Source organism: Leclercia adecarboxylata (assembly GCF_023639785.1).
GTDB lineage: Bacteria > Pseudomonadota > Gammaproteobacteria > Enterobacterales > Enterobacteriaceae > Enterobacter > Enterobacter adecarboxylatus_D.
On the sequence record NZ_CP098325.1, the window covers coordinates 2934855 to 2955849 of the forward strand.

The 20995-nt window shown below is 52.1% G+C and carries 20 protein-coding genes and 3 tRNA genes; 5 read left to right on the plus strand and 18 right to left on the minus strand.

Features of this window, described 5'->3' with window-relative positions; all coding sequences use genetic code 11:
• Window positions 1-185: 185 nt before the first annotated feature.
• The 3 genes from NB069_RS14005 to NB069_RS14015 are packed head-to-tail and all read right to left on the minus strand — an operon-like array spanning window position 186 to window position 1940.
• The gene (locus NB069_RS14005; protein ID WP_250584482.1) at window positions 186-467 is read right to left on the minus strand and encodes a heavy-metal-associated domain-containing protein; all 282 of its coding nucleotides are present in this window, start codon (window positions 465-467) and stop codon (window positions 186-188) included.
• Entirely contained in the window at window positions 464-820 is a 357-nt protein-coding gene (locus tag NB069_RS14010) for a mercuric transporter MerT family protein (protein WP_250584484.1), read from the minus strand. Before NB069_RS14010 ends, NB069_RS14005 begins: the two co-directional genes overlap by 4 nt.
• A complete protein-coding gene (locus NB069_RS14015; protein WP_250584486.1) occupies window positions 798-1940 on the minus strand; it encodes a transglutaminase-like domain-containing protein in 1143 nt (380 codons plus the stop codon). Before NB069_RS14015 ends, NB069_RS14010 begins: the two co-directional genes overlap by 23 nt.
• Before the next feature lie 529 nt (window positions 1941-2469).
• On the opposite strand from NB069_RS14015, the gene NB069_RS14020 reads away from it, so the two are divergent.
• Genes NB069_RS14020 through NB069_RS14035 form a run of 4 tightly spaced genes read left to right on the plus strand, consistent with a single transcriptional unit; the run spans window position 2470 to window position 6930 of the window.
• Window positions 2470-3453, plus strand: a complete 984-nt coding sequence (locus tag NB069_RS14020; protein WP_250584488.1) for an autoinducer 2 ABC transporter substrate-binding protein — start codon at window positions 2470-2472, stop codon at window positions 3451-3453.
• A 60-nt stretch (window positions 3454-3513) separates the two neighbouring features.
• Window positions 3514-4995 carry a sugar ABC transporter ATP-binding protein gene (locus NB069_RS14025; protein ID WP_250584490.1) on the plus strand — a complete coding sequence of 494 codons (1482 nt, stop codon included), beginning with the start codon at window positions 3514-3516 and terminating at the stop codon, window positions 4993-4995.
• Window positions 4988-5968 carry an ABC transporter permease gene (locus NB069_RS14030; protein WP_250584492.1) on the plus strand — a complete coding sequence of 327 codons (981 nt, stop codon included), beginning with the start codon at window positions 4988-4990 and terminating at the stop codon, window positions 5966-5968. The genes NB069_RS14025 and NB069_RS14030 overlap by 8 nt, the downstream gene beginning before the upstream one ends.
• Window positions 5965-6930, plus strand: coding sequence for an ABC transporter permease (locus tag NB069_RS14035; protein WP_250584494.1), 966 nt, complete (start codon window positions 5965-5967; stop codon window positions 6928-6930). Before NB069_RS14030 ends, NB069_RS14035 begins: the two co-directional genes overlap by 4 nt.
• A 20-nt stretch (window positions 6931-6950) precedes the next feature.
• Here NB069_RS14035 and NB069_RS22500 read toward each other — a convergent pair whose 3' ends face one another.
• The 7 genes from NB069_RS22500 to uvrY form a co-directional block, all read right to left on the minus strand.
• The gene (locus tag NB069_RS22500) at window positions 6951-7079 is read right to left on the minus strand and encodes a hypothetical protein (protein ID WP_284677017.1); all 129 of its coding nucleotides are present in this window, start codon (window positions 7077-7079) and stop codon (window positions 6951-6953) included.
• A 211-nt stretch (window positions 7080-7290) separates the two neighbouring features.
• Window positions 7291-7377 (minus strand) — tRNA-Leu (locus NB069_RS14040).
• Window positions 7378-7389: 12 nt separating this feature from the next.
• Window positions 7390-7463: transfer RNA gene (locus NB069_RS14045), tRNA-Cys, on the minus strand.
• Window positions 7464-7514: 51 nt separating this feature from the next.
• Window positions 7515-7590 (minus strand) — tRNA-Gly (locus tag NB069_RS14050).
• A 152-nt stretch (window positions 7591-7742) separates the two neighbouring features.
• Window positions 7743-8291 carry a CDP-diacylglycerol--glycerol-3-phosphate 3-phosphatidyltransferase gene (gene pgsA, locus NB069_RS14055; RefSeq protein WP_032612063.1) on the minus strand — a complete coding sequence of 183 codons (549 nt, stop codon included), beginning with the start codon at window positions 8289-8291 and terminating at the stop codon, window positions 7743-7745.
• 56 nt (window positions 8292-8347) lie between these two features.
• Window positions 8348-10180, minus strand: coding sequence for an excinuclease ABC subunit UvrC (gene uvrC, locus NB069_RS14060; RefSeq protein ID WP_250584496.1), 1833 nt, complete (start codon window positions 10178-10180; stop codon window positions 8348-8350).
• Entirely contained in the window at window positions 10177-10833 is a 657-nt protein-coding gene (gene uvrY, locus NB069_RS14065) for a UvrY/SirA/GacA family response regulator transcription factor (protein ID WP_039030889.1), read from the minus strand. The genes uvrC and uvrY overlap by 4 nt, the downstream gene beginning before the upstream one ends.
• 472 nt (window positions 10834-11305) lie before the next feature.
• Between uvrY and NB069_RS14070 the strand changes: the two genes are divergently transcribed.
• A complete protein-coding gene (locus NB069_RS14070; RefSeq protein ID WP_250584498.1) occupies window positions 11306-11530 on the plus strand; it encodes a DUF2594 family protein in 225 nt (74 codons plus the stop codon).
• Between the two features lie 66 nt (window positions 11531-11596).
• On the opposite strand, the gene sdiA is transcribed toward NB069_RS14070, so the two are convergent.
• The 8 genes from sdiA to NB069_RS14110 form a co-directional block, all read right to left on the minus strand.
• Complete coding sequence (gene sdiA / locus NB069_RS14075; protein ID WP_250584499.1) at window positions 11597-12319, minus strand: transcriptional regulator SdiA; 723 nt, start codon at window positions 12317-12319, stop codon at window positions 11597-11599.
• 221 nt (window positions 12320-12540) lie between these two features.
• Complete coding sequence (tcyN, locus tag NB069_RS14080; RefSeq protein ID WP_250584501.1) at window positions 12541-13293, minus strand: L-cystine ABC transporter ATP-binding protein TcyN; 753 nt, start codon at window positions 13291-13293, stop codon at window positions 12541-12543.
• Window positions 13290-13958: a cystine ABC transporter permease gene (tcyL, locus tag NB069_RS14085; protein WP_250584503.1), complete on the minus strand. Its 669-nt coding sequence runs from the start codon at window positions 13956-13958 to the stop codon at window positions 13290-13292. The genes tcyN and tcyL overlap by 4 nt, the downstream gene beginning before the upstream one ends.
• Window positions 13959-13979: 21 nt before the next feature.
• On the minus strand, window positions 13980-14966 hold the full coding sequence (dcyD, locus tag NB069_RS14090; RefSeq protein WP_250584505.1) for a D-cysteine desulfhydrase: 987 nt from the start codon (window positions 14964-14966) through the stop codon (window positions 13980-13982).
• Window positions 14967-15072: 106 nt separating this feature from the next.
• On the minus strand, window positions 15073-15873 hold the full coding sequence (tcyJ, locus tag NB069_RS14095; protein ID WP_250584507.1) for a cystine ABC transporter substrate-binding protein: 801 nt from the start codon (window positions 15871-15873) through the stop codon (window positions 15073-15075).
• An 88-nt stretch (window positions 15874-15961) separates the two neighbouring features.
• Complete coding sequence (gene fliZ, locus NB069_RS14100; protein WP_250584509.1) at window positions 15962-16513, minus strand: flagella biosynthesis regulatory protein FliZ; 552 nt, start codon at window positions 16511-16513, stop codon at window positions 15962-15964.
• 55 nt (window positions 16514-16568) lie between these two features.
• Window positions 16569-17288, minus strand: a complete 720-nt coding sequence (gene fliA, locus NB069_RS14105) for an RNA polymerase sigma factor FliA (RefSeq protein WP_039030897.1) — start codon at window positions 17286-17288, stop codon at window positions 16569-16571.
• Window positions 17289-17468: 180 nt separating this feature from the next.
• On the minus strand, window positions 17469-20936 hold the full coding sequence (locus NB069_RS14110; RefSeq protein ID WP_250584511.1) for a methyltransferase regulatory domain-containing protein: 3468 nt from the start codon (window positions 20934-20936) through the stop codon (window positions 17469-17471).
• Window positions 20937-20995 lie beyond the last annotated feature (59 nt).

Below are 20995 nucleotides of genomic sequence, written 5' to 3' on the forward strand. Positions count from 1 at the left end.
AGAAACTCACCAAAAGATAGAGTGCGCGGGCGGTAAGATCAACGTCTTGTAACAGTATATTTATAAAACTGAAGGCGTATCATCATAATTGATACATCATTGTGTGGTAATGCGCCTTTCCCGCTTTCAGGGAAAGGCCGAAATACACTAATTAAATATTAAACCATAATGAATTCGCATTATATTTACAGCTTTTCAATATGATTTAGCGATGCCGAATAACCGGTTTTTGCCACTGCCTTTAATAAAGTCTCCGTCGGGAAACCTTCCGCGACGATAACCTCGGTTTGTCGGGTCTTTAATGAGGCTTTTGCCTTCACGACCCCTTCCGTTTCACGCAGCGCCTGGTTAACCGAAATCACGCACAGCGAACAGGTCATGCCCTGCACATCCAGCACGACCTTTTGATTCGCAGCGTGGGCAAACAGCGGCAGCAGTAAACATACGCCAGTCAACAGTCGTTTCATTCCATCACCTCATAAACCCAGGCCACTACCGTGGGGTAGAACAGCACCAGCAGCAGCACCGGCAGCGAAAGCCAGAACAGGAATCGCATCTGCCCCAGGGTTAAGCGCCCGGTACACCAGAGCCGTTTAGAAAAATAGAGCCGCCAGAACACCCGCAGCATCAGCCCAAGGGAGAGCACGATCATGGGAATGCGCAGGAACTCAAGCTGGCTGAGCCCGGCAAAACCGGCCGCCGAAATGCCAAACAGCAGATACAACAGCGGCCCGACACAGCAGAGCCCGGCGGTCACGGCAGCCGCGGCTGCCGTCAGCAGGGTGAGACCTGCCCCCTTAGCGTTGTTCGGTGGAGACATAGTTATACGCAAACACCTTTGGATCGTAGAAATTGAGCGGATCGCCATCCACTTCGGCATAGGGATAGCCAAAGTTGTTGACTGCGCCCTGCTCTGTCGCCGGGTACAGTTCAAAATCGCGACCGTAGTTAAAGCCCACCCAGTTCATCTCCCAGTTGCCAAACAGATAAGCGTTCACCGCCTGCACATCCGGATCCTGATGGGCTTTTTTCTCCGCCAGACGCATCTTGGTGACGTCCGCCGGATCGCACGGCAGCCAGCCGTAACCCGCCAGATAAAACTCCGCCCGACAGTGCTGTCCGCCGCTGACGTCCGCCACGCCCGCGCTATCGGCTTTACCGAAGGCGCTGGCAGAGTAGCGCTCCAGCTTGTTGGCTCTGCCCAGACGGATGCCAAAAAGCTCCCGCGCCGGGATACCGCTGGCGCGCGCCAGCGCGACGAATACCGAGCTGATGTCGGTGCATTTGCCGCTGAGCTTGCCGCTTTGCAGAATGGTCGCCACATCGCCGGTGCCGCAGCCAATCACGTCGTTATCACGCTCCATATGGCTGCTGACCCATTCGTAAATCAGCCGCGCTTTCTTCAGCGGATCGGTCTCGCCTGCGGTGATTTTCTCCGCCGTTTCGCGCACCAGGCCATCGACCGGGGTATGCGTTGTTGGCAGCAGATACGGCTTCACCGCCAGCGGGTAAACAATCTGCTCCGGTGCCTGCCAGTTTTTCAGCGCGTCATGTTTCAGCGGCTCCCAGTCTGCCGTTTCGATCTCCAGATCGAGCTGGAGCAGCAGCTCGCCTTCGCTTTTCGGCCAGGTGGCGAACAGGGTTTTGGCGCCGTAGGTATTGTTAGTCGTGACGTATGCCTGCTGGTAGTTGCCGGTAAACGACAGCCCGGTCATCTGCTGAAAGGCGGTATCCACCGGAAGCGGGATCCAGAGTTTTACCACGCCGCTGGAGCCCTGCGGTGGTGCAAGTTTATAGGTTTGCGATAAGACAAAACGGCGGCGCATCACCGGTGCGGCTAGCGGTGAGCCGCTTTTCACCGTCTGGCTGGCCACGGCCGGGCCCACTAAACCTGCGGCAGAGAGAAGAACGCTGTTTTTAAGAAATTGTCGACGCTGCATGGCTATCTGTCCCTTGAAAATGAATCTGGCGTCGGCGAAACGGGCCGGCAGCACAGAGGCACATCACAGCAGACAGGCACTGGCGCAAAGCGATGGGGTTTATTCATCAATAACAGACCTGTTAACTGTGAATGAGAGAAATTTTAGAGTGGGTATTAGGCGCTTTTCAGCACCTGTTGTACAGGTGTAAGGTCAAAAAAAGGGGGATTACCCCTGAAAATTGCCGGGCAGAGTGAGAGAACAGACGCGCCGCGCGCATCATAATAGGTGACGGGAATCTCAAAACAGAGCATTGGCATAATCGTCCATGCCATAAGCCAGTAGTTCCATAACATTATAAATATGAAAACCCTACTGTTAAATCTTTAAAGACGCAGCTTTAAGATGCTATTTCCCATAGTATTTCCGGGGACAAAGTCTGCGAGGGAAGCATTATTTTCTCCTAATATTAAAAATGAACGCGGCCAGGTCAAACTGCGAAACAACGTTATCACTGTCATTTATTTTCACCACCATTCAGAGGTATGAAATGAGTAAAATGTGCTTAACAAAATTATTGTCGGCTGGTTTGCTCGGATTGATGGTCTTTTCCACTTCAGCAATGGCGAAAGAAATTGAAGTGGTAAATATTTCAAAGATTGATGGCATGCCCTGGTTTAATCGCATGGGGGAAGGTGTCACCCAGGCGGGTAAAGATCTGGGCATTAAAGCCTCTCAGGTAGGCCCTTCCAGCACCGACGCCCCGCAGCAGGTTAAAATCATTGAAGATCTCATCGCCAAAAAAGTCTCAGCGATCGGTATTGTCCCGAATGATGCCGATGTCCTTGAGCCGGTATTTAAAAAGGCGCGCGAGGCTGGCATCGTGGTATTAACCAATGAATCCCCCGGTCAACCCAGCGCCAACTGGGATGTCGAAATTATCGATAACGAAAAATTCGCAGCCGACAACGTTGAAGAGATGGCAAAAGCCATGGGCGGTAAAGGAGGCTATGTTATTTACGTCGGCAGCCTGACCGTGCCACAACATAATCTGTGGGCGGATTTGTTCGTGAAATACCAGAAAGAGCACTACCCGGATATGCATGAGGTTACCAGCCGTATGCCGGTGGCCGAGAATATCGACGATGCCCGCCGCACCACCATCGACCTGATGAAAGCCCACCCGGATATGAAGGGGATTGTCTCCTTTGGCTCACAAGGGCCCATCGGCGCGGGCCGCGCGGTGAAAGAGAAACGGGCGAAAGGCAAGGTGTTCGTGTACGGCATGATGATCCCGTCCCAGGCCGCTTCGCTGATCAAAAGCGGTGATATCGCCATGGGCATCACCTACGACCCGGCCTCTGCGGGTTACGCCATTACCGCCGTCGCGGATAAGGTCCTGAAAGGGCAAGAGATTACTCAGGGTCTGGAGATCCCGAACCTCGGTAAAGCCGATGTGGATACCGAAAAACGCATCATCAAATTCCACAAAGTCCTGCGCGTGACCAAAGAGAATATCGACAGCCTGTATTAATTCGTTGGTTTGGCACGCCCTGAGATCAGGGCGTGCCGTCTGAGCCCAAAAGAGGTCGTCATGGAGCCGTTTATTTCACTGGGTCATATCAGCAAAACGTTTTACGGTGTGAAGGCGCTGGATAATATCGCGTTGACGTTATTTCCCGGGGAGGTTCACTGTCTGGCCGGGCAGAACGGCTGCGGCAAATCCACGCTGATTAAAATTATTTCCGGCGTCTATAAACCCGATCCTGGATTTGAGATCGTGATTGACGGTAAAACCTGGTCCCACCTCTCCCCCATCGACTCGGTCAAAGCCGGGATCCAGGTTATCTATCAGGATCTCTCCCTGTTTCCCAATCTCACCGTGGCGGAGAACATCGGTATCCACCAGCATCACCGTAATCTGCTGGTGAATAAGAAAGAGATCCGGCGCATTGCCGCGCTCACCGTGAAAAGCATTGAAGCGGAGCTGGATCTGGATGCGAACGTGGAGTCCCTGCCCATTGCCCAGCGCCAGATTGTGGCGATCTGCCGGGCCCTTGCCCAGGACGCCAGGCTGATTATTATGGATGAGCCCACCGCCTCGCTCACCATGCAGGAGGTAAAAGGCCTGCTGCGGGTGATCGGCGATTTAAAAAAGCGAAATATCTGCGTCGTCTTTGTGAGTCACCGTCTGGACGAAGTGCTCTCCATCTCCGATCGCATCAGCGTACTGAAAAATGGCACGCTGGTTGGCACCTTCCCTGCCAGCGACATTAACAATAAAAAACTGGCTTACCTGATGACCGGGAAGGAGTTTTCGTATGCGGTGCTGCCGCCGATAGAAAAATTGGGCGACGTGGCGCTGACCATCAATAACCTCACCAAACAGCACCAGTATAAAGACATCTCTTTTACGCTCCATCAGGGGGAGATTCTGGCCATTACCGGGCTGCTGGGTGCAGGCAGAACGGAGCTCTGCCTGAGCCTGTTCGGGCTTACGCAACCCGATGCCGGGGAGATACTGCTGGAAGGTCAAGCGGTGCACTTCGCCAGCAACCGGGATGCCATCAACGCCGGTATCGGCTACGTCTCCGAAGACCGGATGAGCACCGGCCTGGTGATGGACCAGTCGATCAATGACAATATTATCTCCACGGTACTTCGACGCCTGAAAACGCCGTTTAAGTTGTTAGACAGATCTAAAGCCGACCGCATCGTCAGCGATTTAATTGAACAACTAAGCATTAAAATTGGCAGCGTGGATCTGCCCGTAAATACGCTCTCCGGGGGCAACGCCCAGCGCGTGGCGATTGCTAAATGGCTGGCGATCAACCCTAAGGTCCTGATCCTGGACTCCCCCACCGTCGGGGTCGACATCGCTAACAAAGCGGGGATCTATCAAATTATCTCCGCCCTGTCCCGCCAGGGCATTACGGTGCTGATGATCACCGATGAGATCGATGAGGCATACTTTAACAGCCACCGCATTTTAGTCATGCGCAAGGGCGAAATCGTTGCGGAAATGCTGCCGGAAAAGACCTCAGAAGCCGCGCTGGCGGAGGTGGTTAATGGCTAATACATTCGGGGTGAGAACCCATGAGCTGTTTTTAGGGCTGACCATTATCGTCATTGGCGGTTACCTGTCGTTTGCCAGCAGCGACTTTCTGACCCTTGGCAATATCTACGATCTGATCAACAACTACGCCATGCTCACCATTCTCGCCTGCGGCCTGTTTATTGTGCTGATCTCCGGCGGGATCGATATCTCCTTTCCGGCCATGACGATTATTTCCCAGTACGTTATGGTCACCCTGATTCAGGGCACCACCGGCAACTTTGCCATTGCTTTTGCGCTCTCCGGTGGGCTGGGACTGCTGCTCGGGTTGATCAATGCCACGCTGGTCAATCGCCTCAATGTGCCCTCAATTATCATCACCATTTCAACGCTGAATATCTTCTATGGCCTGCTGCTTTACCTCACCAAAGGGGTCTGGCTGTACAGCTACCCGGAGTGGTTTGAAGAGGGAGTAATGCTGTTTAAATTCACCGCCGCGGACGGCTACGACTATGGCTTAAGCCTGCCGATCCTCACCCTTATCGTGGTGGTGGCGTTAACCGGCTTTATCATGAATAAAACCAGCGCCGGACGGATGATTTACGCCATGGGCGGGAATCGCGAGGCGGCCTCCCGGATGGGATTCGGCATCTTTAAAATGCAGCTGTTTGTTTATGGCTATATGGGGCTGATGTCCGGGGTGGCTGGCGTGGTGCAATCCGCCACCGTGTTGACCGTCGCGCCCGACTCCCTGCTGGGCTATGAGCTGACGGTGCTCGCCGCCGTGGTGTTAGGCGGAACCAGTATTGTCGGCGGACGCGGCACCTTACTGGGTACCCTGCTGGGGGTCATTTTACTGGCCGTATTACAGAACGGCCTCAATTTGTTAGGCATCTCCTCTTACTGGCATACGGTGGTCACCGGTGTCGTGATCGTCACCAGCATCAGCATGACGGCATGGAGTCAGCGTAAAGGTCAGGGAGTCGTCGTATGAGTGCCAATAAAACCCAGGATCGCGTCGAGATTTACCTCACCGTGCTTATCGCCGCGGTCGTTATCGCCTTTAGCTTCCTGATTCCTTCGGTGTTCTGGTCGTCAGCTAACTTCCAGTCCATCGCCTCACAGATGCCGATCCTCGGGGTGCTGGCCCTCGCGATGGCGGTGACTATCCTCACCGGCGGGATAAACCTGTCGATCATCGCCACCATGAATGCCTGCGGACTGGTGATGGCCTGGGTCGCCACCCACTATCCGCCCACCTTCAGCAGTCTGCTGCTGGTGCTGGCAGCCGGGTTAGTCATGGCCCTGGTTATTGGGTCGGCGATCGGATTTTTAATCGCCGTGGTGCGGGTTTCGCCGATTTTAGCCACCCTGGGCATCATGACCCTGCTGAAGGGCATTAATATCCTGATCTCCAAAGGTTCGGCGATCTCTAATTTCCCGGATTATATACTGGTGATAAACAGCACCAGTATTCTCGGTGTCCCGCTGCCGCTGCTGGTGTTTCTGGCGGTGGTTATCGTGCTCTGGGTGATCCTCGAAAAATCCGCCTTCGGGCGAACCCTCTACCTGATCGGCTCTAACGAACAGGCGACCCACTACGCCGGGATTAACACCCGCAAAACCCTTATCTGGGTCTATGTGCTCTCTTCTGTCCTGTGCGTGATTGCCGCGCTGCTGATGATGTCGAAGCTGAATTCGGCCAAGGCCTCTTACGGTGAGTCTTACCTGCTGGTGTCGATTCTGGCGGCGGTTCTCGGCGGGGTGAACCCGGACGGGGGCTTTGGTAAGGTCTTTGGCATGGTGATGGCGCTTGTTCTGCTGCAGATGCTGGAGAGCGGCCTGAATATTCTGGGGGTAAGCAGCTATATCACCATGGCCCTGTGGGGCGGACTGCTGTTAACCTTTATTTTCCTGAAAGGGGCGAAGCTCTCGCGTCTGTTTGGTAAGCCCTGACGCAGCTCATTGCTGCCGGGCTAATCATCCTGCTTATCATGACGGATGGGATGGCCCTGGCTGTCGTAGATGATATCGTCATCTCCCGCAGCCCAGGCGCTCGCTACAGCGAAGGCGAATAACGCAGTAATCCAAACCAGTATTTTCATTTTGCCCCCCCTCGCGAAGATGTCTTTATGAGCGAGTAAATACTTTTAACAGAATAGTTATCCCTGATGCATAGCGGGTCGAACGGAAAGGTGATTAATTTTGCTGACTACGAGGAAAGTGTGAGGCTGAGGTAAATTTCAGGCACAAAAAAACCACCTTTCGGTGGTTTCACGACACTGCTTATTGCTTTGATTATTCTTGTCTTTCCCATGGTAGCCGGAGTGGGACTTGAACCCACACAGCGCGAACGCCGAGGGATTTTAAATCCCTTGTGTCTACCGATTCCACCATCCGGCCTCGGGAAGAAAGTGGAGGCGCGTTCCGGAGTCGAACCGGACTAGACGGATTTGCAATCCGCTACATAACCGCTTTGCTAACGCGCCTTAAATCTTTTGTCTTGCGACTGACGCCCGCTATTGCGAACGTCTTAAATTTGGAGCGGGAAACGAGACTCGAACTCGCGACCCCGACCTTGGCAAGGTCGTGCTCTACCAACTGAGCTATTCCCGCATTCATCAAGTCATTACGCTAATCACTTGATTTTGCTATCGACTAACGGACCGTGCCGTCGTTCGATGCGTTGCATTCTACTTACCTGACGTTTTGAGTCAACGTTAATTTTCACCCCAACAGATCGTTTGCTGAAAATTACGTCGAAACGATCACTGATCAAGCAAATCGCCACGTGCGGCGTTCAAATATTGCAACATTGACCACAGCGTCAGTACCGCTGCGACCATAAACAGGCCAATACCCGCCCACTCTACCCATTCGTTTGGACGCCACAGCATCCATACCAGCGCCGCCATCTGCGCGGTGGTTTTAACCTTACCGATCCAGGAGACCGCCACGCTGCTGCGTTTACCCAGTTCTGCCATCCACTCACGCAGGGCAGAGATGATAATTTCACGGGCAATCATGGTCGCCGCAGGCAGGGTAACCCACCAGCTGTGATAGTGCTCAACCACCAGCACCATGGCGATGGCCACCATCACCTTGTCTGCCACCGGGTCGAGGAAGGCGCCAAAACGGGTGCTCTGGTTCCAGCGACGGGCGAGATAACCGTCAAACCAGTCGGTCACTGCCGCAACAAAAAAGATGAGCGCACATGCGAAAGGTGCCCAGACAAAAGGCAGATAAAACGCCAGTACAAAGAATGGAATGAGAACGACGCGGAAAAGCGTCAGCAACGTAGGGATATTTAATCGCATAGTGACGGTAACTGTTTGTTGTCAGTAATTATTAGCCCTATGTTGCTACAGAGCCCTCAATGTTTCAACGAGTAGTAGATCTTTTCTGCCAGCCCTTGCGAAATACCTGGCACTTTTGCGATTTCCTCTACGCTGGCGTTGAGTAATCCTTGCAAACCGCCCATATATTTCAGCAACATCTGGCGACGTTTTGGCCCGACCCCTTCGATCGTTTCCAGCGTGCTGGTATTTTTTACTTTCGCCCGTTTTTTGCGGTGACCGCTAATGGCGTGATCGTGCGACTCATCGCGAATATGCTGGATCACATGTAACGCTGGCGAGTCCGGCGGCAGGCTAAAGCCCTCCCCTTCCGGTTCCAGGAACAGGGTTTCCAGTCCGGCCTTACGATCGGTACCTTTTGCCACACCTAACAACAGCGGATGATGCTTATCCCAGGTCACGTCCAGCTCGGCGAATACCGATTTTGCCTGGGCGAGCTGGCCTTTACCACCGTCAATCAGGATAACGTCCGGGATCTTACTCTCTTCGATGGCTTTACCGTAGCGGCGGCGCAGCACCTGGTTCATGGCGGCGTAATCATCCCCGGGGGTGATATCCGTAATGTTGTAGCGCCGGTATTCCGCACGCAGGGGCCCGTTCGCATCGAACACCACGCAGGAGGCCACGGTCTGCTCCCCCATCGTGTGGCTGATATCGAAACACTCCATGCGTTTCACTTCCGGCAGCTTAAGCACCGTCGCCAGCGCAACAAGACGCTGATGAACGGTCGACTGCTGCGACAGTTTGGTGGTCAACGCCGTTGCCGCATTGGTGCGCGCCAGCTTCAGGTAGCGGGCTCGATCGCCGCGCGGTTTGGTCTGAACGTTTACCCGCCGCCCTGCCAGCTCCGACAGCGAATCTGACAGCAACGTTTTATCGCTCAGATTGAAATCGAGCAAAATTTCCGACGGCAGGGTGCGCATCTGGCTACCCTGCAAATAGAACTGGCCGACAAAGGTCTCGACCACTTCCCCCAGCTCCGTACCGCCTGGCACCTTCGGGAAATAGCTCCGGCTGCCCAGCACTTTGCCCTGACGGATAAAGAGCACGTGTACGCAGGCCATACCCGCATCAAACGACACGCCAATAACGTCCAGATCGTCGCCGGTATTGGAGACGAACTGTTTTTCCGTAACCCGTCGCACGGCCTGGATCTGATCGCGGATCCGCGCCGCCTCTTCGAAGTTCAGCGCCTGGCTGGCCTTCTCCATGCGGGCGATCAGCTGGTTCAGAACCTGGTCGTCTTTTCCGGCGAGGAACAGGCGCACATACTCCACCTGCTGAGCATATTCCTCTTCGCTGACCAGTCCTTCCACGCACGGCCCAAGGCATCGACCAATCTGATACTGCAGGCAGGGGCGAGATCGGTTGCGATAGACGCTGTTTTCACACTGGCGAATCGGGAAGATCTTCTGCAAGAGCGCCAGGGTTTCCCGCACCGCGTAACCGTTAGGGAACGGGCCGAAGTATTCACCTTTGGCGTGCTTGGCCCCGCGATGGGTCGCCAGCCGCGGATGGGTATCGCTGCTGAGGAAAATAAACGGATAGGATTTGTCATCGCGCAGCAGCACGTTGTAACGCGGCTGATACAGCTTGATGTAGTTATGCTCCAGCAACAGCGCTTCGGTCTCTGTGTGGGTCACAGTGACGTCAATCTGCTGGATCTGAGCGACCAGCGCTTCTGTTTTGCGGGAGGCAAGATTGCTGCGGAAGTAGCTGGAAAGACGCTTTTTAAGATCTTTCGCTTTTCCGACGTAGATAACCGTCCCGCCTGCGTCGTACATCCGGTAGACGCCTGGCTGGCTGGTGACGGTTTTCAGGAAAGCACTGGATTCAAACACTTCACTCACTGACTAATTAGGGTCTCGGCATTGCACAGACCATGACGGATGGCCAGGTGAGTGAGTTCGACATCGCCATGAATGTTCAGTTTACTGAACATTCGGTAGCGGTAGCTGTTCACCGTTTTCGGGCTGAGATTAAGCTGCTCAGAGATCTCATTCACCTTCTGGCCTTTGGTAATCATCAGCATAATCTGCAATTCTCGCTCAGACAAACTGGCAAACGGTGATTCAGTCTTTTCTGGTTCAATCTGGCTGAGCGCCATTTGCTGCGCGATATCGGAAGCAATATAACGTTGCCCGGAATAGACAGACCGGATAGCGTTGACAACTTCCTGCGGAGCAGCACCTTTGCTCAGATAGCCCGCGGCGCCCGCCTGCATCACTTTTGCAGGAAGAGGGTTTTCGGTGTGAACCGTCAGCATGATCACTTTGGTATCAACCCAGGCGCGCGCGATTTTACGCGTTGCTTCCAGGCCGCCAATACCGGGCATGTTCATGTCCATCAGGACGACATCAGCAGTATTCGTCCGGCACCATTTAACGGCATCTTCACCGCAGCAGGCCTCGCCAGCAACTTTTATACCTTTAATATCTTCAAGAATGCGTCGTATCCCTGCGCGCACCAGTTCGTGGTCATCAACAAGAAGGACGTTGATCAAAGGAAATTCTCCAGAATAGGGATAACGCTACAGACAGTTAATTCGGCTTATATTAACGTTTTTTATCGCAAACTAAAAACGTTAAAAAATGCATGCCTGCGAAAAGACTCTTTTTTTTGGAAATTAACTTGTACATCAACTGGAAACGGAAACCTTGCTCAATGCGGTTCTATGATCGCTTTTAAGCATGAAGTTTTCAAAAATTGACGAAATTTAAGGGCTATTTTTCCTGTTTTATAATGCCCCCAATAATTTTGTAACAATAATTAACGTTTACATCACCTTATCCAAACATTAATCAGGGGATGAACTCGCAAAAACCGCAGAGCAGACGGCGGTTTAATTAAATAAACAAAACGGGGATAAGCACAAAAAACAACCACTGCATTTTTCTTGATGGCTTGTGGTATACTCCGCCGCCTTGAACTTTGATCTATGCGCTCCAGCGCCGTTTTTATGATGAGGAAAATAAATGAGCACACCTGATTTTGCCACTGCTGAGAATAATCAAGAACTGGCACAGGAAGTCTCCTGCCTGAAATCTCTGCTGACCCTGATGCTGCAGGCAATGGGCCAGGCGGACGCGGGTCGTGTGATCCTTAAGATGGAACGCCAGATTGCGCAGATGGAAGATCCGTCTCAGGCTGAAGTATTTTCCAGCACCGTTAAGCAAATCAAGCAAGCTTACCGTCAATAAAACAAAAACGGCTGAACGCAATGCATTCAGCCGTTTCCTCGTCTGCCACGCAGAACAGAAGTGTAGTCAGATAATCCCCGTCGCCGCCGCATAGCAGGCAATCTGCGTCTTGTTTGGCGCATTGAATTTCTTCTGCATATTCTTCTGATGGAAATTCACCGTATTTTCAGAAATAGACAGAATGATGGCTATTTCTGCCGAGGTCTTCCCTTCCGCTGTCCACTTCAGAATTTCTTTCTCGCGCTTGCTGAATTTCATTTCCGGTGGCGTCACCATTTCATGCTCCAGCCGCAGCAGCGTCGTCAATGCCATTTGCACCAGCATTTGCAGCCGCATTTCAACCACTTCCCCCGCAATCATGTTCGCTGACAGGCTGGTACTGGAGACCGAGAGAAAGCCCATCGAATGATTAGGCAACATCAGACACTGAGTGATCCCTTTACGCAGTCCATGGTCACGCGCGCCATCCCATAAGGACTGGGCATCTGCGAACAGAGCATCGTTCCAGGGTAAATGTCCGTGAACGAAATTCTCGGGTTTCAGCACCGGATCGATGGCGAAATAATTTTCCGCCTGATACTGCGCCATCCACTGCTGCGGATAGGTGGAATGCACCGACACTTTGGGTCGTGTGAACGGTACCGGATGACGAACGCAGAGGGCAAAGAAATCGTATCCCAGGCTCTGAGTTTGTCGCTGAAGTTCGGGATATACCTCGTCGGCTGCTGTCATCTCCTGAAATCGGAGATAGCATTCCCGTCGCCATGTAAAAAAGTCTAAATCCTTCATACCTGCTGAAAGAAACCCCTGTAAAAGATAATCATTATTATGATTTCTTAAATTAACACATAAATCTTATTTATATGTATAAAATATCGACCCCAGGGTAATTATCTACACATTTTATGCACTTAGGCTGATTATGGCGGGATAAAATCGCGGGAGCATTCATTTGAGGAGTGAATATTTTGCTCCGGAGATTAATTCCGGAGCAATTAAAAACAAATATGCTACTGCATCAGGAATTTTTCCAGAAATTGCCGGGTGCGAGGCTGCTGAGGATTAGCAAATAGCACTTTTGCCGGGCCCTGCTCAACGATACGCCCCTGATCCATAAATATCGCCCTGTCCGCGACGTCACGGGCAAAACTCATCTCATGGGTCACTATCACCAGGGTACGTTTCTCCTGCGCCAGCTGGCGGATGGCATTCAGTACCTCCCCCACCAGCTCCGGATCCAGCGCGGAGGTCGGTTCATCAAACAGGATCACGTCTGGGCGCATGGCCAGCGCGCGGGCAATGGCCACACGCTGTTGCTGCCCACCGGAGAGACGGCGCGGGTAGCTGGTCTCTTTACCGGAAAGCCCCACTTTTGCCAGCAGCTCGCGAGCGCGGGCGGTGGCCTCCTCTTTGGGTTCGCCTTTGACAATCACCGGCCCTTCAATAATGTTTTCCAGCACCGTGCGATGGGGAAAGAGATTAAAACTCTGGAAAACGAAGCCAACGTGCTGGCGCAGACGACGGATCAGCCCCTTTTGCTGACCCAGCGATTTACTGGTATCAATGGTGATATCCCCCACGCGGATGGTGCCGCCTTCAGGGTGTTCCAGCAGGTTAATACTGCGCAGCAGCGTGGTTTTACCGGAACCGCTAGGCCCGATAATCGCCACCACTTCCCCCTCCTGCACTTCCAGATCGATGCCGTGCAGCACCGTCTGGCCGTGAAATTTCTTCACCAGGTTTTTAACGTCGATAGCACTCATTTCGGATCACGCTCCTGGCGGTTAAGCTGGTTTTCAAAATAGTTTTGCAGCGCCGACAGCACCGTCGCCATGATCCAGTAGATCAGCGAGGCGGCCAGATACATGGTAAAGACCTCCAGGGTGCGCGAGGTAATCAGCTGCGCCTGGCGGAACAGCTCCGGCACCTGGATGGTGGCCGCCAGCGAGGTGTCTTTCACCAGGCTGATAAAGCTGTTGCTCAGCGGCGGCAGCGCCACGCGCGCGGCCTGGGGCAGAATCGCCCGGCGCAGGGTTTGCCACGGCGTCATGCCAATACTGGCCGCGGCTTCCCACTGGCCTTTATCAATAGAGGAGATGGCCGCACGAAGGGTTTCGGCTGCATAGGCGGCAGTGTTGAGCGACAGGCCAATCATCGCCGCCGGGATCGGATCAAGCTCGATACCAAACTGCGGCAGGCCGTAGTAGATCATAAAAAGCTGGGCAATCAGCGGCGTACCGCGGAACACGGAAATATAAAAACGCGCCAGCCAGCGTAAAGGCAGCAGAGGCGACAGGCGCATTAACGCCAGCACAAAGCCCAGCACCAGACCAAAAAACATCCCGCCAATACTCAGTTGCAGCGTAAACACTGCGCCTTTCAGCAGGAAGGGCAACGAATCAATCACCAGTTGTATACTTTCTTGCATTATGATTTTTCTGCCTGTGATTTAGACATGAGGATGATAGGCAAAGAGAGCGGGCGCCCCGCCGGTATGAATGAACAGTATCGGACCTTCATCTTTGAAGCGCTTCTGTTCGATGCCGTCGATAAGGCCGGCCATGGCTTTGCCGGTATAGACCGGATCCAGCAGGATCCCTTCCAGACGAGCCAGCAGTTTGACCGCTTCCGTGCCTTCATCGTTTGGCGTGCCGTAGCCCGGCGCAAAATAGTCATCCCACAGAATGATATCCGCCTTCGCGCTCACCTCCAGCTGCTGCGCCACTGCCTGTTGCAGCGTCACCACCTTCGGTTTTTGATCGGCAATACTGCGTGACACGGTGACGCCAATCAGTTCAACCTCGGGCATGAGCTGCTCCAGCCCTACCGCCAGCCCGGCATGGGTGCCTGCACTGCCGGAGGCCACAACGACCGAGGTGATGCCAACCGCCCCTTCACACTGCTGGGCAATCTCCAGCGCGCTTTCGACGTATCCCAGCGCACCCAGCGCGTTCGAACCACCGACCGGGATCACATAAGGACGAAATCCCTGGGCTTCAACGCGGGTCGCGAGTTCGTTCAGCTGCGCCACAGGATCGGTCAGCGCGTCGCACATCTCCACCTGCACGTTGAACAGGTCCAGCAGCAGACGGTTGCCGTTGCTGAGGTAGTTTTCCGCCTTCGTGCCGATTGGGTTTTCCAGCAGGGCGATACAGTGCAGCCCCAGTTTTGCCGCTACGGCCGCGGTCTGGCGCACGTGGTTCGACTGGATGGCACCGGCGGTAATCAGCGTGTCGGCCCCCTCGCGCAGCGCATCCGCCGCCAGGAACTCCAGCTTACGCAGTTTGTTGCCACCCATTGCCATGGGCGTCACGTCATCACGTTTGATAAGGATGTCGCGCCCGAGATAGTCCGATAAGCGCGGCAAGTACTCCAGTGGCGTCGGCGCGCCGATAAATTCCAGGCGCGGAAAACGCGTCAGATTCTGTAATGACATGAAAACCTCCATAACCCTGTCTTATTCTGATTTTTTAATTATGCACGCTGACGGCGAGGAAATAAAAAAGGCGCTTATCAAAGCGCCTTTTTTTTCAGTCAACTGCTTACTTTGTGACGTCTGCCCCGAACCATTTTTCGGACAGCGCCTTCAGGCTGCCGTCTTTCTGCATTTCTGCAATGGCGCCATCAACGGCTTTCACCAGATCTTCGTTGTCCTTGCGGATCGCCACGCCAGCTTCCTGACGGGAGAAGGCCTCACCGGCTACGGCCAGGGTATCTTTGGTTTTCTTCACCAGATCCAGCGCCGCCAGACGGTCAACCAGAATGGCATCGATACGGCCTACGCGCAGATCCTGGTACTTGGTCGGGTCATCATCATAGGTACGAATATCAACGCCCTGCACGTTCTGGCGCAGCCACTCTTCGTAGTTAGTACCCAGACCAACACCGACTTTTTTGCCTTTCAGATCGGCGGCAGTTTTAATTGAACCTTCGTTGCCTTTTTTCACCAGCGCCTGGATACCGGATACGGTATACGGGGTGGAGAAGTCATATTTTTTCTTACGTTCGTCAGAGATGGTGACCTGGTTAATCACCACATCGATACGTTTTGAGTCCAGCGACGCCAGCATGCCGTCCCATTTGGTCGGCTTCAGGGACGCTTTAACGCCGAGGTGTTTTGCCAGCTCTTCGGCGAACTCCACTTCAAAACCGGTCAGTTTTCCGTCGTCACCCTGGAAGCTGAACGGAGGATAGGTTCCTTCCAGCCCAACCAGCAGCGTGCCGCGCTCTTTAACTTTATTTAAAAGGCCTTCTGCTGCGAAGGTCTTCACGCTCATACCCGCAACCAGCGCAACGGCCATTACACCCATCAGCGCCTGACGACCCAGAAGTGCAAATTTCATACATACCCCGATATCTTTGGAATTTTGAGTGTAGTGTAGGGTGTTCAGCCATAAGGTCAAACACGACTCCGCTACATGTTATTCATTTTTAATATATATCAGTAGTTGTTTCACGGTGGACTTTCTGCTTCACCGTCGCCGGCATTTGCGATTTATATTGCGCATATTTGCGCAGCGCAATCCGGTAGTTGTTGGTGCTGGTCGCAGGCAGCCACGGCTCCAGATTTTCGTCCAGATAGCCGTCGGTCAAAAGCTCGCGGGAAGTATTTAGCGAGGTCAGATGCTGGCCAAGGCGACGCAGACGGACAACGTATTCCCGCACCGTTCCATGGCTCATCTCAGTCTGTTCAAACAGGAACTGCTTGAAGCCGATAATGTCGAAAAAGTCGCTCTGCTCTTTGCAGTGCAGATCGCCACAAAAACGACATAGCGCCACCCACTCTTTTTGCTCTTCCAGCCATCCGGCTTCATCCAGCAGGGTATCGAGACGGGAGATCGCAATTTTATTGACGATCTCTCCACGACGGACCAGCGTGATGCGGTCGAGCAATTTATGGCAATGGGCGCAATGCGTCTGGCTGTGTTTAAAGTCTTTCAGGTAGCGGCTTAATGGCCGTCTTTTAGATTGCTGCACCGTCATGATAACTCCTGGTTGTCAATACGTTGTGCGGCACTTAACGGGTGACAGAGATCACCTATAACTTACCCAGCTTGGTACGTAAGCGTTTAATGGCCTGACTATGCAGCTGGCTAACCCGCGACTCCCCCACTTCCAGCACGGCACCAATCTCCTTGAGATTGAGCTCTTCCTGGTAATAAAGGGTCAGCACCAGTTGTTCGCGTTCCGGTAATGCCTCGATGGCTTCCATCACGCGCTGGCGAACGTTGCCTTCCATTAACTGGTGCAACGGGTTTTCCTGCTGATGATCGTCCGTCACCAGTTCGATGCTATCGCCATGCTCTTCGCGCCACTCGTCGTAAGAGAAGAGTTGGCTATTATTGGTATCGAGCAACATCTGACGGTAGTCGGCAGTGGTGATCCCCAGACGATCCGCAACTTCGGTTTCCGTTGCGTTACGTCCGAGCTCTTGCTCCAGTTGCCCCATCGCCTGCGCGACTTCGCGTGCATTGCGTCGGACGCTGCGCGGCACCCAGTCCCGGCTGCGCAGTTCATCCAGCATCGCACCACGAATACGCTGTACTGCGTAAGTCGTAAATGCCGTTCCTTGCAGAGCGTCGTATCGGTCGACTGCATTCAATAACCCGATACCGCCCGCTTGTAGCAGATCGTCCAGTTCCACACTCGCCGGCAGACGTACCTGAAGCCGCAATGCTTCATGGCGCACCAGCGGAACATAACGCTGCCACAGCGAGTGTTTATCCATTACACCTTCAGCGGTATAGAGTGAATTCACGATAAACAGCCCTGCGTTAGTTGAGTTATCGGCATGATTATCCGTTTCTGGAGGGTTTTTAATCGTGTGAATAGGGGGGGGAATGGGGGGTTATTTTGAGAGTTAAGTTAAACGTGGATTTATTGCAGCAAGGATAAAAAATTTATCCTTGCTGCTTAAAAGGAAAATTACAGAATAGCGTTATTTATTAATATCATAAATTTCGCCCACCGAGAAACTTTCTGGCTCACGCCCTTCACAATAATTTTGCCAGCACTTATGCAGCATCTGTTCAACATAACCCGCGATACTTTCTTTCTGATTATGTTTAATTTTCATATTGTTACGCAGATTCATACGAATCGAATACAGTTCATTCAGACGCTGCGTCCAACCCACTGCATTCGCAACGTATTCTTCTTTGCTGTGTGCAATAAATTCAGGTAAACCCAGGGAGTACATAATTGATGCCCCCTGACGTGATACCAGCGTTTCCCCTGAAAGGGATACTGTCGGCACCCCCATCCACGCCGCATGGCTGGTTACCGTTCCGCCAGTGAACGGGAAGGTATCCAGCAGCAAATCGACCTCGTTATGCGCCTTCAGGTAGGATTGCATATCGGTTGCTTCACGCAGCGTGATGCGATCCTTATCGATACCACGAATCTTAAATTTATGCTCCAGTTCTGGCCACATGACCATTGGCATATTGGCAACGATCATACGTGATGTTGGCACGGCCAACAAAATCTCTGCCCAGGTATCAAGCACGCTGTCATTCACTTTATTCGGACGGTTAAAGCTGCCGAATGTGAAATAACCATTTTCCAGTGCTGGTAACTCGTTTATTTCAGGGCTATTTTCTTTTGTGCCAAAATTGCGTGGCAGTGAGAGATAAATTAGTTTTTCGGTGAACTGAGCCTCAAGCGCCGGATCTTTTGGTACCGGGAAAATGGTCGCGTAATAATCCATAGTTGGCAGGCCCGTGGTAGCATGATAACCCACCCAGGAGATCTGTACAGGCGCCGGTTTTAACGCGAACGTCATCAAGCGGTTAAACGCTGTATGCCCGGCGAGGTCGATAAGAATATCAATCTGATCCTGTTTGATCATTTCTGCTAGTTCAGTGTTACTGGTATGCTGAACCTCTCTCCATCCATCTGCCGTTTTCTCATAATAATCTGTTCCAGCATTTCGACCATAAGCAGGCGCGCTGTTATAGGCAAAGAGTGCAAATTTGTTTCTATCAAGCGCATCCCAGACGGGTAAAAAGAAGAAGTTAACGGGATGGTTTTCTTTGAAATCGCCTGAGACAAAGCCAATGCGTAATTTGCGGTTGATATCTTTATCTACCGGTTGGTAACCCGCAAATTTCTGCTGTTCTGCCCAGCGCATAGCACCATTGGCAAAACCTAAATGACATTCTAATATTTCCTGAAGGGTTGAATTGCCACTATGAGTCAAAATAAACGCCAAAGAGCCCATATTACCGAAATCGACTAACGGGTTCTTTATCGATTGCTTCAGGAATGCAATACCTTCGTCTGTTTTGGCTTGTTCGCAAAGGCAACTGCCCAACAGGCTGACCATTTGTTTGCTGGTTGGAACTAACTCCACTCCTTTACGAGCACAATATTCCGCACGCTCCAGCGTTTTACTCTCTTTATGCAACGTGCCCAGCAGATACCAGTCAGGGCCGCTGGTATTATCGCAACGCAAGATAGCCCTAACTAAACGCCCCGCCTGCCATGACATACGGTATTCGTATAACGCCATAGCCAACTCTGAATAGATAAACAGACTGGTGGAATTAAATGAGAGCATACGTGTAAGAGCAAGAATTACCGCAGGGTAGTCCGCAACGCGTTTGTAAAAACGAACAAGATAGTAGTTGCCGTTTAAGGACTTTTGAAGAATCGACAACTTCTCTACCACCAGTTCACGTGCCTGAGCATTCTCACCTTTGATAATAAGTTTGTTAATTTCAATGATCATATCCGCGTCAACTTCCGGCTCGGTACCAGTTTGCGCGGATAGTGTCATTTTTTTTTCTTGTTTTTCAAACTCACTTGAATAGAATCCACCTGCGGTTTCATTACTGGAAAACAGCAGTAGCGCAGTGGCAATGCGCCCTACCTCAGTTATATCCGCTTGGTTAGCCAACAACTGGTAATAACGCTTCCACCCGATGACAGAGCATGTTAATAACCCTTTGAATATCAATCCTTCAAACAACTGATGATTATCTTCGTCATGGTTTAGTTTTGCGCTATTCATCAACGTGCGCTCTTCATCGCTGACGTTCACCATTTCGCCCCAGAGATTGATAAGTCTACTAGTATCAGGTTGGGCCTGAAGTTGTGCCGTAACAGATGGCACGACATTTAACTCGTGTTTCTCAGAGACAGGCTCCACCTCACGCTGGTAGTGTAAGCCAGCAATATTGGTTTTAAACAGAGCGATCAGCGCAGTCAGGACTTTTTCCCGGTGCGAATGTTCCCCTGGCTCCAGCGGGTCGTCATCAGGCAGACGAGTATGGAAAACGAGCTGTTCAAAGCTGACGCTTAGCGGCCAGGCTTCACCCAGAATATCTAGGATCGCTAGCGTAGTTATATCATCCGTAGCAATCGGCGTCCCATCATGCCCGGCCAAAAGATTAGGGCTATGGCGAATATGTTTGCTTTTGCGACGGAAGCTTCCTGCCCAATGCATCCCCATCAGACGGCCATAGTCGATGCTTTCAAGAACTTCACCGTTTCTGCTTGCATCCACTAATAAGCTGAAGCGTCGAGTACGGTTGACCGCAATGTCCAGGTATTGCTGGGTTAAAATCTTCCCGGTGCCGTCAGAGATTTCCAGCCAAGACTGCGTAATGTCATCATTAAAACAGCTGGCATGTTCAGTCGCAGGCCGAAGATCGCCTACATAAGTCAGCCCGTTGTTCTCGATTCGCTCGTTGAATTCAACTAAATAGCTAGCGGTGTGACTGCTGGTCAGATAGTGATGGCTAAGCAGCACATCCGAAAGTTCCTGAGATTTCTCATTAGTATTAGTAATCAGTTTTTTCGTTGTGCTGGTTTCAACTGTCATTTGGTCAAGCCAGGCCAACATGGCGCGGGCGTGATCTATTTGCTGAGTGTGATTGTCGGCCCGACTACTATGGATCTGCATCGCATCGCGGATCGTTTCCGCGAACTTAGCGCCCGGTTGACAAAACCAGTCAATCGCGATGATCCCTTTACTGCTTAAACGCTGGTGGCAGGAAAACAAAATCGCATCAATAAGCGAATTTGATAAATACGAGAAGCTACCCTGCACAATGATAAAATCGAATTTACCAAGATCGGCTTCAAGAAATGTTTCTAGTGATGCTGAATAAAGCTGAAGATTGTCCCCGGCATTCGCCAGCATCCTCTGCATAACGTCCTGACGTTTTTCAGTTTCTAGTTCGATACCCACAAATGTAGCGTATGGGTATTTAAGAGATGTAGCGAGTAATTCTTCTCCTTTTCCACATCCCAGAACTAGCACAGAGGCATGGCGAGCGCGAGTTGTCTCCACACCGTACAACCACGCAGCAGCGCGGATGTGTTCAATAGAGCTATAAAGACGACGAGCTCCGGAGGGCGAAAATTCAACCGGAGTTTCCTTATTGGCCACGCTGTTCATGGATTTACCTCTTATTTTGATATGCCGGAAGAGTAGCAAAGACCATGACTTGCCAATTA

Excerpts from the sequence above, each read along its gene's own strand:
- NB069_RS14005 (WP_250584482.1), bottom strand. The coding sequence starts at position 467 with ATGAAACGACTGTTGACTGGCGTATGTTTACTGCTGCCGCTGTTTGCC.
- NB069_RS14010 (WP_250584484.1), bottom strand. The coding sequence starts at position 820 with ATGTCTCCACCGAACAACGCTAAGGGGGCAGGTCTCACCCTGCTGACG.
- NB069_RS14015 (WP_250584486.1), bottom strand. The coding sequence starts at position 1,940 with ATGCAGCGTCGACAATTTCTTAAAAACAGCGTTCTTCTCTCTGCCGCA.
- NB069_RS14020 (WP_250584488.1), top strand. The coding sequence starts at position 2,470 with ATGAGTAAAATGTGCTTAACAAAATTATTGTCGGCTGGTTTGCTCGGA.
- NB069_RS14025 (WP_250584490.1), top strand. The coding sequence starts at position 3,514 with ATGGAGCCGTTTATTTCACTGGGTCATATCAGCAAAACGTTTTACGGT.
- NB069_RS14030 (WP_250584492.1), top strand. The coding sequence starts at position 4,988 with ATGGCTAATACATTCGGGGTGAGAACCCATGAGCTGTTTTTAGGGCTG.
- NB069_RS14035 (WP_250584494.1), top strand. The coding sequence starts at position 5,965 with ATGAGTGCCAATAAAACCCAGGATCGCGTCGAGATTTACCTCACCGTG.
- NB069_RS22500 (WP_284677017.1), bottom strand. The coding sequence starts at position 7,079 with ATGAAAATACTGGTTTGGATTACTGCGTTATTCGCCTTCGCTGTAGCG.
- pgsA (WP_032612063.1), bottom strand. The coding sequence starts at position 8,291 with ATGCGATTAAATATCCCTACGTTGCTGACGCTTTTCCGCGTCGTTCTC.
- NB069_RS14070 (WP_250584498.1), top strand. The coding sequence starts at position 11,306 with ATGAGCACACCTGATTTTGCCACTGCTGAGAATAATCAAGAACTGGCA.
- sdiA (WP_250584499.1), bottom strand. The coding sequence starts at position 12,319 with ATGAAGGATTTAGACTTTTTTACATGGCGACGGGAATGCTATCTCCGA.
- tcyN (WP_250584501.1), bottom strand. The coding sequence starts at position 13,293 with ATGAGTGCTATCGACGTTAAAAACCTGGTGAAGAAATTTCACGGCCAG.
- tcyL (WP_250584503.1), bottom strand. The coding sequence starts at position 13,958 with ATGCAAGAAAGTATACAACTGGTGATTGATTCGTTGCCCTTCCTGCTG.
- dcyD (WP_250584505.1), bottom strand. The coding sequence starts at position 14,966 with ATGTCATTACAGAATCTGACGCGTTTTCCGCGCCTGGAATTTATCGGC.
- tcyJ (WP_250584507.1), bottom strand. The coding sequence starts at position 15,873 with ATGAAATTTGCACTTCTGGGTCGTCAGGCGCTGATGGGTGTAATGGCC.
- fliZ (WP_250584509.1), bottom strand. The coding sequence starts at position 16,513 with ATGACGGTGCAGCAATCTAAAAGACGGCCATTAAGCCGCTACCTGAAA.
- NB069_RS14110 (WP_250584511.1), bottom strand. The coding sequence starts at position 20,936 with ATGAACAGCGTGGCCAATAAGGAAACTCCGGTTGAATTTTCGCCCTCC.